This window comes from Paraglaciecola sp. (genome assembly GCF_039964565.1).
Classification (GTDB): Bacteria; Pseudomonadota; Gammaproteobacteria; order Enterobacterales; family Alteromonadaceae; genus Paraglaciecola.
Window position 1 is genome coordinate 220330 of sequence record NZ_JBDVXF010000044.1, and the last position, 17077, is coordinate 237406.

16 protein-coding genes are annotated in these 17077 nt (G+C 40.8%); 11 read left to right on the forward strand and 5 right to left on the reverse strand.

From position 1 onward, the window contains the following. The first annotated feature begins 98 nt into the window (after positions 1 to 98). A complete protein-coding gene (locus ABJK37_RS20760) occupies positions 99 to 533 on the forward strand; it encodes a GFA family protein (protein ID WP_348357835.1) in 435 nt (144 codons plus the stop codon). A gap of 55 nt (positions 534 to 588) precedes the next feature. On the opposite strand, the gene ABJK37_RS20765 is transcribed toward ABJK37_RS20760, so the two are convergent. Further along, positions 589 to 1386 carry a sterol desaturase family protein gene (locus ABJK37_RS20765; RefSeq protein ID WP_348357837.1) on the reverse strand — a complete coding sequence of 266 codons (798 nt, stop codon included), beginning with the start codon at positions 1384 to 1386 and terminating at the stop codon, positions 589 to 591. A gap of 110 nt (positions 1387 to 1496) precedes the next feature. Between ABJK37_RS20765 and ABJK37_RS20770 the strand changes: the two genes are divergently transcribed. The 6 genes from ABJK37_RS20770 (at position 1497) to ABJK37_RS20795 (ending at position 11130) form a co-directional block, all read left to right on the forward strand. Beyond that, complete coding sequence (locus ABJK37_RS20770) at positions 1497 to 2207, forward strand: DUF1499 domain-containing protein (RefSeq protein WP_348357839.1); 711 nt, start codon at positions 1497 to 1499, stop codon at positions 2205 to 2207. A gap of 195 nt (positions 2208 to 2402) precedes the next feature. Next, on the forward strand, positions 2403 to 3035 hold the full coding sequence (locus ABJK37_RS20775) for a hypothetical protein (RefSeq protein ID WP_348357841.1): 633 nt from the start codon (positions 2403 to 2405) through the stop codon (positions 3033 to 3035). Between the two features lie 38 nt (positions 3036 to 3073). Next, complete coding sequence (locus tag ABJK37_RS20780; RefSeq protein WP_348357843.1) at positions 3074 to 5092, forward strand: hypothetical protein; 2019 nt, start codon at positions 3074 to 3076, stop codon at positions 5090 to 5092. 57 nt (positions 5093 to 5149) lie between these two features. Then, positions 5150 to 10261, forward strand: coding sequence for a DNA repair ATPase (locus ABJK37_RS20785; RefSeq protein WP_348357844.1), 5112 nt, complete (start codon positions 5150 to 5152; stop codon positions 10259 to 10261). Between the two features lie 59 nt (positions 10262 to 10320). Further along, positions 10321 to 10728, forward strand: a complete 408-nt coding sequence (locus tag ABJK37_RS20790; RefSeq protein WP_348357846.1) for a hypothetical protein — start codon at positions 10321 to 10323, stop codon at positions 10726 to 10728. 108 nt (positions 10729 to 10836) lie between these two features. Then, positions 10837 to 11130 carry a DUF2007 domain-containing protein gene (locus tag ABJK37_RS20795; RefSeq protein WP_348357848.1) on the forward strand — a complete coding sequence of 98 codons (294 nt, stop codon included), beginning with the start codon at positions 10837 to 10839 and terminating at the stop codon, positions 11128 to 11130. Positions 11131 to 11188: 58 nt separating this feature from the next. On the opposite strand, the gene ABJK37_RS20800 is transcribed toward ABJK37_RS20795, so the two are convergent. Next, positions 11189 to 12250: an alpha/beta hydrolase gene (locus ABJK37_RS20800; RefSeq protein ID WP_348357850.1), complete on the reverse strand. Its 1062-nt coding sequence runs from the start codon at positions 12248 to 12250 to the stop codon at positions 11189 to 11191. Between the two features lie 182 nt (positions 12251 to 12432). After that, positions 12433 to 12951 (reverse strand): TetR/AcrR family transcriptional regulator, encoded by a 519-nt coding sequence (locus ABJK37_RS20805; RefSeq protein ID WP_348357851.1) that lies wholly within the window; start codon positions 12949 to 12951, stop codon positions 12433 to 12435. A gap of 244 nt (positions 12952 to 13195) precedes the next feature. Here ABJK37_RS20805 and ABJK37_RS20810 point away from each other — a divergent pair, with 244 nt between their 5' ends. The 3 genes from ABJK37_RS20810 to ABJK37_RS20820 all read left to right on the forward strand — a co-directional run bounded on the left by ABJK37_RS20810 (position 13196) and on the right by ABJK37_RS20820 (position 15108). Beyond that, entirely contained in the window at positions 13196 to 13816 is a 621-nt protein-coding gene (locus tag ABJK37_RS20810) for a glutathione S-transferase (RefSeq protein ID WP_348357853.1), read from the forward strand. Between the two features lie 48 nt (positions 13817 to 13864). Next, positions 13865 to 14557, forward strand: a complete 693-nt coding sequence (locus ABJK37_RS20815) for a cupin domain-containing protein (protein ID WP_348357855.1) — start codon at positions 13865 to 13867, stop codon at positions 14555 to 14557. A gap of 260 nt (positions 14558 to 14817) precedes the next feature. Next, positions 14818 to 15108 carry a GIY-YIG nuclease family protein gene (locus ABJK37_RS20820; RefSeq protein ID WP_348357857.1) on the forward strand — a complete coding sequence of 97 codons (291 nt, stop codon included), beginning with the start codon at positions 14818 to 14820 and terminating at the stop codon, positions 15106 to 15108. 278 nt (positions 15109 to 15386) lie between these two features. On the opposite strand, the gene ABJK37_RS20825 is transcribed toward ABJK37_RS20820, so the two are convergent. Beyond that, positions 15387 to 15737, reverse strand: a complete 351-nt coding sequence (locus ABJK37_RS20825; protein WP_348357859.1) for a putative quinol monooxygenase — start codon at positions 15735 to 15737, stop codon at positions 15387 to 15389. Positions 15738 to 15961: 224 nt separating this feature from the next. Further along, entirely contained in the window at positions 15962 to 16504 is a 543-nt protein-coding gene (locus tag ABJK37_RS20830) for a helix-turn-helix domain-containing protein (protein ID WP_348357861.1), read from the reverse strand. 132 nt (positions 16505 to 16636) lie between these two features. On the opposite strand from ABJK37_RS20830, the gene ABJK37_RS20835 reads away from it, so the two are divergent. Continuing rightward, a complete protein-coding gene (locus ABJK37_RS20835) occupies positions 16637 to 17071 on the forward strand; it encodes a VOC family protein (RefSeq protein WP_348357863.1) in 435 nt (144 codons plus the stop codon). Positions 17072 to 17077 lie beyond the last annotated feature (6 nt).

Here is a 17077-nt window from a genome sequence, read left to right on the forward strand (position 1 = left end):
CTTTTTAGTGAGTAAATACGATAGTGAAAATGATTGTCTGACATTCCATCTAACGCCACAGACAACATCTTTAATTTAAAAACCAAAAGGAACGAAAGATGTACCTTGGCTGTTGTTTATGTGGTGCCATAAAGGTTGAGTTGTCGGGTTCAATTGAAGATATTATTCACTGTCATTGTTCACTTTGCAGAAAAAACAGCGGCACAGCTTATGCCACAAATGGCTTTATTAATGCCTGTGAATTTAAGGTATTAGACCCACAAAAAAAGCTTGGTACATATGAATTTAAGCCAGGAAAAAACAGATATTTTTGTACTGTGTGCGCTTCTCCAATCTTCAGCTCAAACGCAGATAACCCAAGTAAACTCAGGATCCGTCTTGGCATTATAGATTCACAGATAAATGAAACGCCTTTGTCTCATAATTTCGTATCATCAAAAGCAAATTGGGATAATTTAGATGCAGACTTACCTAGATATGATGCATTTGAGCCTTCGCGATATAGCACTGCGACACCCAAGCCAAATACGTAGCATGATGCCGCTCTCTGGGGCCTTGCGTTATCGAGACTACGCAATGAGTTATGAGCTAATTTGGTTTTTGTCGAAAAGGCATCAACAACAAGGCTTTTAGTTGGGTATTGGTTTGCGCGCCAGCATACTCTTTCAAACCCAATTTGATACCCTCATCACCATTTGCTGCTTCCTCAATATAACTACCAAATAGCCTGTCCCAAATCGACAGATTAAATCCAAAGTTACTGTCAGTTTCATGGACAACTTGGCTATGATGTATACGATGCATAGCCTGAGTTACGATACATGTTCGCAATAACTTATCGAGCTTAAGTGGCAGCTTGATATTACTGTGATTAAAAATAGCCATGGCATTGAGTAGTACTTCGAAAGTTAAAATGGCTAATACAGGGGCTCCAATCAAGAATACCGCTGCAATCTTAATTATTAAACTTAAGGCAATTTCTAAAGGATGAAAACGCAAACCAGTCGAGGCGTCAAGGTGAGGGTCGGCATGGTGAACTCTATGAATACGCCAGATCATTGGCACGCGGTGAAAAAGTCGATGTTGCCAATAAATTAAACAGTCAAATAATAATACTGAAGCGGGTACACTTACCCACAGGCTTACTGATAGATGATTCCACAATCCAATTTGATTGTGTTGTGCGTAAATGGCGATTGCCGCCAAACCAGTTGGAATCATTAATTTAGCGACTAACGACCCAAGTAACACTAAAGAGAAATTACTGAACCAACGTTTACCTGTGCTGACGGGGGAAAGGCGATTGGGTCTGAAGAATTCCCAGAGCATCATCACCGCGAGCACAACAAAGAAAACCCCAAGTCTAATCCAAGTTTCATTAATCATAGTGAGTGATGTTTACCCTTTAGGTGAATCAATTAGGAATATATCTGTAACTTCGATATTATCATCGAGATATTAAATTACAGGTCACTTATTAACAGGACATTATTTTTATGAAAATTCTTACATTGATTGCAGGTGTATTGGCCTTATTGTTGTTATTACTCTCTGGTCCATTATATCAAGCAGAGATACTTGGTTTAATGAACGCATTTTTAGCCATGCGAATTGCATTAATGGTAGGTGCTTTAGCAATTGTTTTGGCCCTAATCCAGATTATCTTTATGCGTAAAAATATCTCTTGGCCCGCAACTGGTGTGGCGGTAATTTGTGCAGCCGTCGCAATTGTTGTGCCTCTTAGTATGATGAATAAAGCCAAATCAGTGCCTGCCATTCACGATATCACAACCGACTTACTTAACCCGCCAAAATTTGTTGCTATTCTAGCACTTCGTGCCGATGCCCCAAATCCAGCTGAGTATCAAGGTGAAGAAATTGCTAAACAACAGCGAGCAGCTTACCCAGAATTGCAAACTCAAAAGTATCAGCAAACATCAGAACAGGTATTTGATGCAGCGTTAGCGGCAGTGAATACAATGGGATTAGAGTTGGTGAACTCTGACAAAACTAGTGGTTTGATTGAAGCTTTTGACACCACGACTTTTTTCGGCTTCGTTGACGATGTTGTGATTCGTATCCAAAGCGATGGCCAGATGACCCTACTTGACGCAAGAAGTAAGTCACGCATTGGTAAAAGCGATATTGGTAAAAATGCACAACGTTTAAATGCATTAATAGCTGATATTAACAGCAACCTAAATTAACCTTCATAAGTTGCTTGCCTTTAACTCAAAGGCAAGCCCCCTAAACTACCCCAATTCCATTCGTTGTAGTGCTATACCTCTTTAGTTATTTTTTAACACACATTCATTTGACAATTTTCAATACACAACGTAATTTTGATGATTGACCCTAGCAGTAAGGTTGCCCCCTAAAACCTAGTTCTGGAGCATATTAAAATGGATCTTTTTCTAAGCGAAGTGTTTAGTTTCCCTACTATATTGTTCACCATTCCACTGATTGTCTTATTGCTATTTTGGCTAATGGCCTTCGCAGGTCTAGTGGATATAGAAATGTTTGATATTGACGCCGATGCACAAGGTGACTCTGCTGTAGGGGGATGGCTCGAAACTTTTGGTCTTAATGGCGTGCCACTTACTGTTGCGCTCACTTTAGTTGATATTTATGCCTTTGCTTTGACTTATTTAATTCGAAAAAATGTGACGCCTCTATTTGATGGCATACTGTCGGCAACCGCTATCGGCTTTGTTGTTGCGATGTTTGCATTGATTGTGGCGATTCCTATTGCTGCCCTTAGTTGTAAACCGCTACGTAAAGTCTTTGAAACTCATGAAGCTGTCTCTAAGAGTGACTTAAGCGGTGTTATTTGCACCGTTACTACGCAAACAGTGACTGAGTCGTTTGGTCAAGCTGCTTCAGATGATGGCATGGTATATACAGTACGAGCGAATACTCCTAATGATATTCGCAAAGGCAGCCGAATCGTTCTATTAGAATATTCAACAGAGCATGATAGTTATATCGTTGCTTCTGAAGCCGAAGTGATGGCCATGTCATCCACCAATTTATAATCCCCTTTTTTTAATGAGTAGTAACGGAGTAAACACCAATGAATGCTGAAAGTGACGTAATTTTCTGGATCTCTCTTGCCGTTGGCATTTTTGTAATAGTGATGGGGATTATCTTGATGTTAGCGCGTCTTTATAAAAAGGTTGAGCAAGGCCGCGCCATGATCATCAACAAAATGGGGAACGAGCCAACAGTCACCTTTACAGGTGGTGTAGTGATCCCTGTTTTTCATAAAATGGAAATCATGGATATTTCTTTAAAAACCATAGAAGTAGACAGAAGCGGTTCCGATGGTTTGATTTGTAATGACAACATTCGCGCCGATATCAAAGTTGGCTTTTTTGTTAAGGTGAACAAAAACCGCGATGACGTAATGAAAGTCGCACAGGCCATTGGTTGTGAACGTGCTTCTAATATTGCCACCTTGGAAGATTTGTTTAGTGCCAAGTTCTCAGAAGCTCTTAAAACCGTAGGTAAGTCTTTAGAATTTGAAGAATTGTACGCCAAGCGTGATAAGTTCCGTGACATGATTATTGACAATATTGGCACTGACCTAAACGGTTATGTGCTTGAAGATGTTGCGATTGATTATCTTGAGCAAACGCCACTAGAAAAGCTTGATCCGAACAATATTTTAGACTCTCAGGGGATCCGTAAAATCACCCAATTGACCGCTGAGCAACATATTCAAACCAACGTGTTTGAACGTGATGAAGAGATGAAAATCAAGCGAAAAGATGTTGAAACCCGGGAAGCAATTTTAGAGTTAGAGCGCCAGCAAGCTGATGCAGAAGCAAAACAAAAGCGAGAAGTTGAAACCGTCATTGCCCGTGAAACAGCCGAAACCGAACGAGTGCAACACGAAGAAAAACTTAAGTCTGAACAAGCTCGGGTGCAAGCAGAACAAGAAATTGAAGTACAAGAACAAAACAAACAACGTGAAGTTGACGTCGCTGAGAATAATCGATTACGTGCCGTTGCCATTGAAGAAGAGCGAGTAGTGAAAGCGCGTGAATTAGAGCAAATAGACCGTGAAAAAGAGGCATCGTTACAGCGCATTGCTAACGAAAAATTACTTGAGCATGAAAAGCGCGAGATTGCTGACGTAATCCGTAGCCGAGTTGAAGTGGATAAAACTGTAGCTGAAAAAGAAGAAGAAATTAACGACGTTAGGATAATTTCAGAGGCTGAACGTTTAAGAAAATCAAAAGTAATCGCTGCCGAAGCTGAAGCTGAAGAGGCCTTAGTAAAAGACATAAAAGCCGCAGAAGCTGCCGAGAAATCTGCCGAATATATTGCTAAAGAAAAATCTGTAATTGCAATGGCCGATCTAGACGTGGCAGAGAAGCTTGCTCTGTCACAGCGTAAAGAAGCAGAAGGTAAAGAAGCGTTAGCAGCAGCTACTGGCCTTGCAGAAGCTAAAGTCATGGAAGCTAAAGCCATAGCAGCAGAGCAAGAAGGTATGGCTGAAGTAAGAGTACAAGAAGCGATGGCAGATGCGGTTGAGAAAACTGGCGTAGCCGAAGCTGAGGTCATGGCGAAAAAAGCTGCCGCTGAAGCCGAAGGCATGACCAAGAAATTCGAGGCCATGGGAACTATGTCTGATAGCCAACGTTCACACGAAGAATTCCGAATGCGTTTAGACAAGCATCATGAAGAAAACATGGAATCAATTACTACCAATGTAGAAATTGCTAAACAACAAGCTTTAGTGTTATCTGAAGCCTTAAAAGAAGCCAATATCGATATTGTAGGTGGCGATACCAGTTACTTAGACAGCTTTGTTAAGTCTTTGTCTGTAGGTAAAGCGATAGACGGTACCATAGGTAAGAGTGAAACCTTGCAAACCGCTTTTTCAGATCATTTTAACGGTGATGCTAGTTTTGTAGAAGATGCCAAAGAGCTAATTGCAGGCTTTGGTGGCGCAAGTGGTAACGCTAAAGACACAGCGATTACTGCTCTTGTGGCAAAATTCCTTAAAGAGGGTGGAGATAATCCACAAGTAATGGATTTAGTTGCCAAAGCGCTCAATAAAAAGAACGACAGCACTTCAAGCTAAAACACAGTGTATGGGCAGTGGCTAACTGCCCGTTTTCATTAGCTGGGAGAAGCTTTTATGGCAAAATCAACTACATCTGATCAATCTACAGTAGAGCAACCGCTGAGTGGTCAACAACAGGTCGACCAAGCAGTTGCTGAAGGCGGTGCTTACGAAGTGATTCGTGCCCGTTTAACCGAACAAGCCTCAACCCTGAAGCAAAAAGTTGACGCCCTTAACCAAGCTCGTATTGATGAGTTTGGACAAGCCAAACTTGATGTACTCAGTCGAGTACGCGTTAGGACCGAAAACAATTGTGTTGCCCGCGACATAGTGCCTGTTGGTGATAACATCCTATTTGGTTATAACGTTTTTATTGGCCTTAAAAAAGAAACCAAAGTACAAGATGTGTTTGGTTTGTTTAAGCTGAAACAGAACCAAGCAGGGTTTGAGCTAGAAGCCCAAGAGTTATCTGATAGCTTTCTCGCAGACGTTAACTTTATTAAAGAATTCAATGAGTTATATGTTTATTACAAAGAAGCTAGGTTAATTCAGCTCAAGATACAAAACCAAACTCTTTTTGCTGTCTTCCAAATTGGAAGAAAAATTGAAGACACCAGAGTATTTCAATGGCGGGTTAATCAGGATGGGTCGGCGAGTTATATTGATAACCGTGGCGAGAGAGCCATTACAACCCCTGCTTCACATGACTTTGAATGGTTAAAAGCTGGCCGAGAGCAGCACGAAACCGGGCAGCATCCCCATGTTAATATTCTCGATACGGTGTTTGTAGAAACCATAAGCGGGCAACTTACCATCAAAGTTGAGAATAACACCCAAGATGGTTTGGGCATTTATAACGAACCGGTAGATGACCAAACCCAAAGCTTAGCTGATGCCGATATTCAATACGCGCAAATAGGCAGCTTGATATTGCTAAAAATTCAGCCTTACCGCGAAAAACAATATCGCTTTTTAGTATTTAACACTCGTACCAACCAAGTGGACCGAATCGATGCCATTGGTTTGGCGTGTGTATCGTTACCTGAAGACCACGGCATTATTTTCCCTGGTGGCTATTACTTACAAAATGGTGAGACTAAGTCTTTCCCTGACGAGATAGAAGGTCTGCGTTTTAAGCGTACTATCCGCTCCCCCAATGGCGAAGATGTGTTGTATGTGTTTTACGAGCCAGAGTCTGGTTTAGTGGGGTTGTATTCCTATAACCTTATCCGTAAAGCCCTGCAAAACCCAATTTATGCTCACGGCTATAGTGTGTTTGAAAACGGTACTATGGTAGTGTTTGTGGCCGAAGATGAAGCCACTCGGGTTCATCCCATGCAAGTGTGGGAAACCCCTTATTTCAGTCAAGAACATGCCGCTAAACAGCCCACAACCGATAGCTTTTTTAGCCGTATTGGCAATAAAGAATTAGTACGCGGTATTTCAGACCTGATTGCCATCAACCGCTCGGTGGCAAACCCCAACCCTAGTCGCAATTTATACGAAGACTTAATCAAAACCTGCCGTACTATGTTCGACAATTATTATTGGTTAACCGAGCCTGAAGTGGATGGCTTAGGTGAAGTCGTTAAAAACATTACCGCTACCGCTGAGCTGGTCATAGACGAGTTCATTAAAGTAGAGCAAATCCGCCTACAGGCCGACAAATCCCTTGCTCAAGCCGAGCAAAGGCAGACTGAGGTGTTAGCTACCGTTAAGATTAGTGATTGGCAATCTCCCGAACAATACGTGGATTGTTTAACAGCTTTACGGCAACAACGTGGTCATTTGATTACCCTTAAAGATCAACGTTATATCAACAAAGATCGTATTGCTGAATTAGATACCCAAGTATCTGAACAGTTTGAAATTGTCAGTAGTGCGACCGTTGAATTTTTAGCGGCAGATAAGGCCCTACAGCCTTATCACGATAAAATAATCACCTTAGAAAACAGTGTGGCTGAAGTCACACTAGTGGTTGATATTAAGCCACTAATCGATGAACTAGATGGTTTTTCTGTGGGCCTAGACTTATTAACCGAGATATTAAATGGCTTAAAAGTAGACGACGCCACAGTCAGAACTAAAATTCTTGATGATATTTCTGAAATCTATGCCAAGTTAAACCAAGTGAAAGCACAAGGTAAAAAACGCCGTAAAGAATTAGGCTCAGGTGAGTCATCTGCCGAGTTCGCGGCACAATTTAGGTTGTTTTCGCAAAGTATTAATAGCGCCATTGCGATGGTAGACACGCCAGAAAAAGCCGACGAGCAGCTATCACGGTTAATGATTCAGTTAGAAGAATTAGAATCTAAATTTAGTGAGTACGATCAGTTCTTATCTGAAATTATGGATAAGCGTGAAGAATTACACAGTGTATTCGAAAGCCGCAAACAAAGCTTATTGGAAGACCAACAACGTAGATCGCAAAACTTATTTGGTGCCGCTGAGCGTATTCTAAAAGGCGTGCGCAGACGAGCTAATTCGTTTGGTGATGCAGACCAGTTAAACACTTATTTTGCTTCTGATCCTATGGTGATGAAAATTGCAGATTTAGTGGCGCAATTACGTGAATTGAATGACCCAGTTAAAGCCGATGATTTAGAAGCGCAGCTAAAAGCCGCGAAAGAACAAGGTATCCGCAGCTTACGCGATAAACAGGATATATTTGAAGACGGCGGCGCAATCATCAAGTTAGGCAAACATAAGTTTAGTGTGAATTCACAAAACCTAGACCTAACTTTGTTACCTCGTGAAGATGGCCTGTATCGTCATTTAGTCGGTACAGATTATTTTGAACAACTAGACAATCAAGAGTTAAACGATCTTAAGCCTTATTGGCAGCAGGCCCTGGTATCTGAAAACCAGCAAGTAAGCCGTATTGAATACTTAACCTCCTTAATCATTCGTGATGCTGAGCAGCAACAAAATGGCCAGTCAATTAGTGCCCTATACAAGTTAGCGGATGATCCTAAAGGCTTACTGACACTGGTGCGCCAGTATATGTCGGCTCGCTACCAAGAGGGCTACGAAAAGGGCGTACACGACTCAGATACCGTCAAGGTATTACAAGCTATTTTGCCGGTGCATCAACAGGCAGACTTATTGCGTTTTGCCCCTAAGGCCCGTGGTTTAGCTATGATGTTTTGGGCGTTTTCAACCCGAGACAAAAACCAAGAAAAAATATGGCAAAGCCATGCCTTTAGTGCTCAGCTTTTAGCTAATTCTTTTAATAGCCTTAAGGGGTTTGAGCAACTTCAGCAAAGTTTGCTACAAAGAATACAAGGATTCTGTGCGCAATTTGGCTTAGCCTTTAGTCCCAACGAAATTCAGCAAAGTACTGAATATTTAAGTGCAGAATTAGCACACAGCAAATTGGCCTTTATAACTAGTCAACCGGCTAAAGATTTATCAGAGAATTTTGCTAAGCAGTTAGACTCCCTAGGCCACAGTCACGAGTTCCAAGGGGCAATGGCACAGTTCAATCAATTGATTGAACACGCACCTGTTAATAGCAATAATATATCGGGGTTAGAAGAGCAATGGTCGCTAACTAACGCCTGGTTGGCAGCTACTGTGTTAGAGAATGATAAGACGCAACTCGCCCATTATTTACCAGAAGCTGCGGCGCTTATTATTTGCCAAGATAAACTCAATACTCGCCCTAGTAAGGTCGATCTAAATGTCACTATTGATGGCTTGTTGAGTGACCATCCAAATATTAAAGATAGCCAACTACATATTGCCCTAGATGAATATAGCGAACGTCTTAACCAGTACCATCTTCAACACGTAGCAAATTTTCATCGATATCATGAATTGCGCCAGCAACAAATGCTACTAAGTAAGCAAGAATTACAACTCGACGCTTACAAAGCCAAACCCCTCAGTTCATTTGTGCGTAACCGTTTAATTAATGAAGTGTATCTACCTATTATTGGCGATAACCTAGCCAAACAAATGGGTACTGTAGGCGATAATAAACGTACCGATTTAATGGGTCTGTTATTACTTATTTCACCACCAGGTTACGGCAAAACCACCTTAATGGAATATGTAGCCGACCGCCTCGGTTTGGTGTTTATGAAGATAAATTGCCCGTCACTTGGTCATGATGTCACCTCAATCGACCCTGGAAATGCGCCCAATGCTACCGCTCGCCAAGAACTTGAAAAGCTCAACTTAGGTTTAGAAATGGGCAGTAATGTGATGTTGTATTTGGATGATATTCAACATACCCATCCTGAGTTTTTACAAAAGTTTATCTCCTTATGTGACGGCACCAGACGAATCGAAGGTGTATGGAAAGGCCAAGCTAAAACCTATGACATGCGTGGTAAAAAATTCTGCGTAGTCATGGCGGGCAATCCTTATACCGAATCGGGAGATGTGTTTAAAGTACCTGATATGTTAGCCAACAGGGCCGACATTTATAACCTAGGTGATGTGTTAGGCGGCAAAGAAGAGCAGTTTGCGCTGAGTTATATTGAAAATGCTCTCACTTCTAATCCAGTGTTAGCTCCTTTAGCCCTGCGAGATATGCAAGATGTCTATAAATTGGTGGCAATGGCACAAAGTGGCAATAACAGCAGTAGTGATTTGAGTCATCAATACAGCGGCGCTGAAGTGAACGAGATCACTAGTGTATTAAAACACTTAACCACTATTCAAGATGTGATCCTGAAGGTGAATCTTGAATATATTCGCTCAGCCGCCACCGCCGAAGATTACCGAGAAGAACCGCCCTTTAAATTACAGGGTAGTTATCGGAATATGAACAAAATGGCTGAAAAAGTCTCGGCTGTAATGAATCACGACGAACTGATGCAATTGATTGGTGATCACTACACAGGTGAGGCACAAACCCTGACATCGGGCGCCGAAGAAAACTTACTTAAACTGGCTATGTTGCGTGGTGTGATGGACCAAGAAAGTACGGCTCGTTGGCAGCATATTTGTAGTGCTTTTAGCAGTAAAAAAAGCGCAGACATTGAAGGTGACCCTACCACTCAAGCGGTACAGCAACTTGGTCACATTTCTAACTCGCTGGAAGCCATAAAGCTCGATATGCAGCAGTCGGATACCACTGATTTAATTAAGCCCATCAACCGAGTGGCTACCGCTATGCACCTGCTAAGTAAAGTATGGTCAGGTGCCACAGAAGACGATTTTAAAAAGAAAAAGTAATTTGAAAATCAGCGTTTAATTAGCCACAGTAGCGAAGACAACATAGAAAGGTAATAGACATGAATGGTGCAGGCGGCAGTTCTGGTGGTATTGGTCAGTTTTTTATAGGCGTGATTATGATGTGTGGTGGTTTTTATATGTTACTTAATGCCATCACTGTTTCGTCTAACTTTGGCCTTAGTTCAAGGCTATTTGGTTTCGGTAATAACTTCGGTGTCACCGGCGGCATGATCATGATCCCTTTTATTTTTGGCATAGGCTTAGTGTTTTTTAACGCCAAAAACATCCTCGGTTGGTTGTTAACTTTAGGGTCAATCACTGCCTTAATCTTTGGGGTAATCTCATCCGTTAGGTTTAATCTGCGCACCATGACAACTTTTGAATTGATAGTGATTTTAGTGTTAGCCGTGGGTGGATTGGGATTGTTTTTACGATCCTTGAAAAAAATCGATGCAAAGTATAGTTGAGTGCAACGTTGCAAAGGAAACGTTCACGGTTTACTTCTGTTCAAAAACATTGGATGGGAATTAGAAAGTAATTAGCTAGGTAACAAGTAAGGTCATCAGGGGTAACTTATGAAACAAATATACACCAATGAAAACCGCCTATTAGCAATGAACTCCAAAAATGTATTAGAGAACGCTGGCATAGCTGTAGAAATAAAAAATGAGCATACATCAGGTAGTGCCATTCCGGGACACCAGATTTGGCTCGAATTGTGGGTCAATGATACTGACTATAATAAAGCTGTAGAGTTGTTAAATTCTTACGAGGAGGATGAGACTAAAAACTGGGTTTGCACACAATGTGGCGAAGAGAATACAGAATCATTTAAGCTTTGCTGGAACTGTCAATCTGAAAGCCCTTAAAAATTGTTTAATTAAGCCTACCGGCACCTTTTGTAAGCTTAATATTCGATTTAGTCGTTTATTTATTGATATTGGAGCTGCTGCCTTCCATAAAATCAATAATAAACTTTGCGACTTCTACAGGTTTTTCTTCAACTGTAAAATGTCCTGAATCTAATAAATGTAATCCTGCCTGTGGCACATCTTTTAAGTAGGCTTGTGCACCCGCTGCAATAAAGGCTGGATCTTTTTTACCCCACACAATTAATGTGGGTGGTTGGTACTTTCGTAAGTAGGCTTGCCACTTTGGATAATCTAGCAGGTTATTGTAATAATCTTGCAGTAATTGAACTTGAATTAATCTGTCTTTTTTTGTTTGTAAAAAATGTAAATCGTGAGTCCAACTATCTGGGTTCATAATGGCTGTGTTGTTAGGTACATCACGTAAATACTGTTTGTTGATAATAGCTTGCTCACCGGTAAAAGAATAAAGTTTATCCAGTTGGGCTTGTGATTTATCTTGATTCGCCTGTTTAAAAAATGCCTGTCGAGATAGCGTCAAGCCAGCTAAATAGGCATTACCATTTTGTACAATAAGCTTATCTAGTTTATCAGGATTGTTAAGTAACATTCTAAAACCAACCGGTGCACCAAAGTCTTGAATATATAGGCTATATCGCTCTACTTTAAGATGCTCAAGTAACCCATTAACGTATTCTGCCAATAAATCGAAGCTGTATTTTTGCTCTGCTGGGTCGGGGCGTTCACTATAACCTGAGCCCAAATAATCAGGTGCAATAACATGATAACGCCCAGACAACAGCGGAATAAGTTCGCGATAAGTATGTGACGACGACGGGTAACCATGTAACAACACTATAGTTTGTTTATGGTGTTCACCGGCTTCTCGGTAAAAAAGCTGTTTTCCTTGTATGCTCGCATAACGGTAAGCGGTTTTTGAAGGCCAAGCCGCATTGGCAGCATTCACCTTAGGTGGCAGTGTAACTAAGGTAATAAATATTAGGCTAATAAGCATTGCTAAGGCTGTGTGTAAGGAAAAATAAGGCAGTACTTGATTAGAAATTAAAGGGGAGTTTGATTTTATAGGTTGGGTTTTAAACAACCGTATTAGTAAGTTCATAAGTATCTCAATATAGATTTAGCAAAGAGAAGACCTTTGACTTGTTTATTTCTGTTCAAAAATTTTTATTTTTAGAGCGAGTTGCATAAAAATGAATGGCACAAAACGATAGCTTAGAAATATCAGCTGAGAATTAAGCGCTAGTGCAGTTTATCGCTAGTGTTATTTACCTGACAACAAACTTACTGAGTCACAATTTCAAAGTAACTGTGATCGTTAAGGGCTTTACTGATCATCATCGCGCCTTCAAGCAAACTAATAGTGGTAATAGCTGCTTGTGCCGGATTATCTTCGCCGTTGGCAGTATGTGCAGCCGTTAACCAAGCTAAGTTTTCATTAAAAAAACGTTTTACTTCAAGGCGTACTTTGTCTGGTAGGCTTTCACTTTGAGCACCTAACAATCCGCATAAACACATTTTGTCATCGGTGATGAGTGCACTTCTAAAAAGCCCAGTGTATACATCGATAGGGTTAATGTTGCTTGCTTTAATACTAGCAGGATCGCCCAATGCGGCTAAAAACGAATTAGTATATTGATGTGCAAGTTCGGCACCTAAATCGGCTTTTGTGGGAAAATGATAGTGGACACTCGCACTTTTAATGCCTACTTGGTCGGCAAGCTCTCTAAAGCTAAAATTACTATAGCCACCTTGGCGTACTTTATCTTCAGCTGCTTTCAAAAGCGCTTCTTTTTTGGTCATTATCATATTTCCGTGCTGCGTGACGGCATTATCAACTGGCAGATTATTATTTACAAGCAAGAGCCTATTTTCATTGTTTTGAGATGCTCTTGTCAGATCATTTTGCCTAGTTTGAGCGCCACTGTTTATTTTAAAAGTTGACTTAGTATAAATTAAAGAATATAAACTACCTATCAGTAGGTAGGTAAATAAGTCTATAACTAACTGGTCATTCATTTACAACTTATTAAATAGAGATAAACCCATGAAAATTTATGATGTAGAAAACTTTCCAAACCCACTTAGAGTTCGTATTGCATTAGCTGAAAAAAATGCCACTTCGAATGTTGAGTTTATTGCGGTAGATTTAATGAATGGTGAACACCGTTCAGATGCTTTTTTAGCTAAAAACCCATCCGGTGCCGTACCTGTGCTTGAATTAGATGACGGCACATTTATATCTGAATGTTCGGCAATTATTGAGTATATCGATACTGAATTTTCTGGTGATTCTTTAACAGGCACAACGGCTAAGGATCGAGCCGTCATCAGCATGATGCAAAAACGTGCTGAGTCTACAGTACTCGACGCGGTAGCGACGTATTTTCACCATGCAACTGATGGTCTAGGGCCTGTACTTGAAACCTATCAAAATAAAGAATGGGGTATCAAACAAGGGGAAAAAGCACGCCAAGGCCTTGTTTATTTTAATGGGGTATTAGCTCACTCACAGTTTGTTGCTGGAGCCAAATTCAGTGTTGCGGATATTACTTTATTTGCTGGGTTAGTTTTTGCTGGGTTTGCACAAATAGCAATACCTAGTGAATTAACTCATTTAATTGCGTGGCAAGAAAAGGTAGCTAGTCGTGCAAGTGTCGCTGGGTAGATTTAAATCAATCAAACACAAATGATAGACTTTTAGTAGGAGCCTGATATGAAAATTGCAGCCGATTTTAGCCAACGAGTTGTGGTACATAGTGAATCACTTGAGTGGATCCCCTCACCTATGCCCGGTGTAGACAGAAAACCTCTTGATAGAGTCGGTGGTGAAGTGGCACGTGCAACAAGCATAGTGCGCTACGCCCCTGGTAGTGAATTTTCACCCCATGTACATACAGGTGGTGAAGAATTTATTGTGCTCGAGGGTGTATTTCAAGATGAACATGGCGATTTTCCGACTGGCTCCTATATAAGAAACCCACCACAATCTAAACATCAACCAAGCTCTAAAACCGGTTGCGTGATCTTTGTAAAACTATGGCAGTTTCAAATGCAAGACAGAACTCAAATACGTTTACAAACAGCTGTTATGGCAAGTATTGCCCATCCGGATTTTAACAAAGTGGCTGTCACGCCACTTTATAAAGATGGGTTCGAAGAGGTCAGTTTATTGTACTTTGACCCCGAAGCAGACATATCACTCAATGTGCAAGGCGGCGCAGAGCTGCTTGTATTAGAAGGTAGCTTAGACGAGCAAACCGACACGTTAGTAAAGCACAGCTGGCTTCGGGTTCCTATAAACAGTGAAATCAACGCAAAAGCCGGTAACAAGGGAGCAAAAGTGTGGCTCAAAACTGGGCATTTAGTGGATGTCGATAATCAAATCTCACGGGTACAAAATGCGTAAATTGTATTAGCCAGTAAGCAACCTGACAAAAGCGAGAGCGTTTTTGACGGTCGCCTATGAGCGAAAAACCGCCTGTTAGTAATGACGCCTTCAACGGCAAGTTTACCGAGTAAGCTGACAGTGACATCCTGCCTTACATACCCCGTCATTCCCGCGAAGGCGGGAACCTCCAAAACCAACTAGCTAATCTAAAAGAATCGTCCTTTTCAACATGGAATTTTCTGCATATATTTATTAAATCAGCGAAAAAGAGTGCAACTATGAAACAGCCCTGCATATACATTCTCACAAATGATAACAACAGTACGCTATACATCGGGGTAACTAGTCATTTAGTGCAGCGCATTTATCAACATAAAAACAAACAAGTGAAGGGTTTTAGCTTCAAATACAACTTGAATAAACTAGTCTATTTTGAACAACTTGAAGATATGGATAGCGCAATACTTCGAGAGAAAAGGCTCAAAAAATGGAACAGAGAATGGAAAAATCGACTCATCAATACGTTAAATCCTAGCTGGAAAGATTTATATTTTGACTTGGTTGGGTGAGAATCGATTGAGCTTACTGGGGCAATTTAGGGGTTCCCGCCTGCGCGGGAATGACGTGTAATAGCTTGTAAATCTTCACCGGTTGAACTCACAGCTAATTGAGGTCGTTCGGAAGCAGCTTCACCTTGATTCGCTTTTGGCACATTACGGCCATAGCATTTGGCCACTTTTAGTCAGGCTCTAGCCGTCACTAACTGATTTTTTTGTAACTCAGTTATAGTGATTCTGACCTTTAATTGCTCCACAGAGCACTCACTACTTTTTAAAAAAGTAGTGGCTTAGTGAATGGTTTGTTGAGGGTTGGGCTTTTCGCTACTCTTTTTGGTGGCGCCTGAAACGTCTTCTTTCTGGGTAAAATAACTGCGAGTAATGATTGGCTTTTCTAAATGGTGAATCAATTGGCTCATGAAATCATTCATGTGTTCGGTCTGGTAGTGGCCTTGCAGGCTCTCGGCGTTTTCCCATTCCTGTAACAAAATGATTTGATTAGAGTCGGTGATGCCTTCGAAATATTCATAGCTGATGCAGCCTTGTTCTTTTCTACACAGCAGAACCATGTTCTTCATCAAATCAATTGCTTCTGATTTCGATTCGCTTAACAAGTGGAATGTGTTTTGAACAGTTATCATATGTAGTGGCCATGTGGTGAATTTAACGTGCGATAACATCAATTGAGTCAATTGCTGTTTCCAATATAGATACTAAACGCCTAGCCGTTGAAATACAGTAGCGAAAAAATCTATAAGATCATATGTAGTGCTTTTTAAGTAAAACTCAATCTGTGAGAGTCACCTAAGCATTAAAAAATAAACGACCTTTTCTGGTACTTTGAGTTTATTGTCTATATGTACGCTCACTTTATTGCAATTAAATGCTGAGCCATTTCTTTTGCCATAAGCGCCGAGCGTTTTGCTCCTCTGGTGTGTGCCATCACTATCGCCCCTTCAACTAATAAGCCGATTTGTTCGGCTTTAGTCTTATCTTCTGCAGATAATTGAGTCTTAATTAAATCGATAACAGCCTGTTTGTGCTGGGCTGCAAATGCATGAATGGGAGCGCTTGCATCAGCGTATTCAGCACTGGCATTAATGAAGTTACATCCATAAAAGTCGTCGCTATTAAACCATTGATGTAAAGCATCGAATATCGCCAATACTGCTGATGAACCCGCTTGTTTCGCTTCTTCAACCTTAGCCTTAATCATCACTAATATCTGGGTATGCCGCTGTTGTAGTACGGCTAAAATCAATTCATCTTTACTACGAAAATGTTTATATAAGGTGGCTTTTGACACCTTAGATTGCGCCAAAATCAAATCAATACCGGTGGCGTGATAGCCATGTTGATTAAATAATATTAAAGCTGTATCGATTAAATGTTGTTTTCTTGGCTGCATGTCGTTTTATTTTTTCTTCCTAATAGTAGCCAAATTATAAACACTTTTACCTTGACGTAAACAGTTCTGTTCACCTATAGTGGGTGAACAGAACTGTTTACCCGCAAAAAATATACATTAAGGTTACCTATTATGTGCAGCACAACCACGCAATCTATTGCTGAAACAACAGCAATTAACACTCTAGGCATTCATCATTTAGGCCTGAACGTGCCAGATATAAAACAAACAGCGGCTTTTTTTATTGAGCATTTACATTTTAAACAAGTCGGTGAAAAACCAGACTACCCAGCAATTTTTGTGTCCGATGGTACGGTTATGTTGACACTGTGGCAGGTAAACGATGTGACTAGCATGGTGGCTTTTGACCGTAAACAGAATATTGGCTTGCATCACTTTGCTCTTAAGGTGGCTAATATCCAAGAGCTGCAATGTTTGTATCAACAACTTGTTTTGCTGGATGATGTAGAAATTGAGTTTGCGCCTGAACCATTAGGCGATCTGCCAATTCATCATATGATGTGTTTTATTCCTGGTGGAATTAGGCTTGAATTAATCACTGCATAAGGTTTA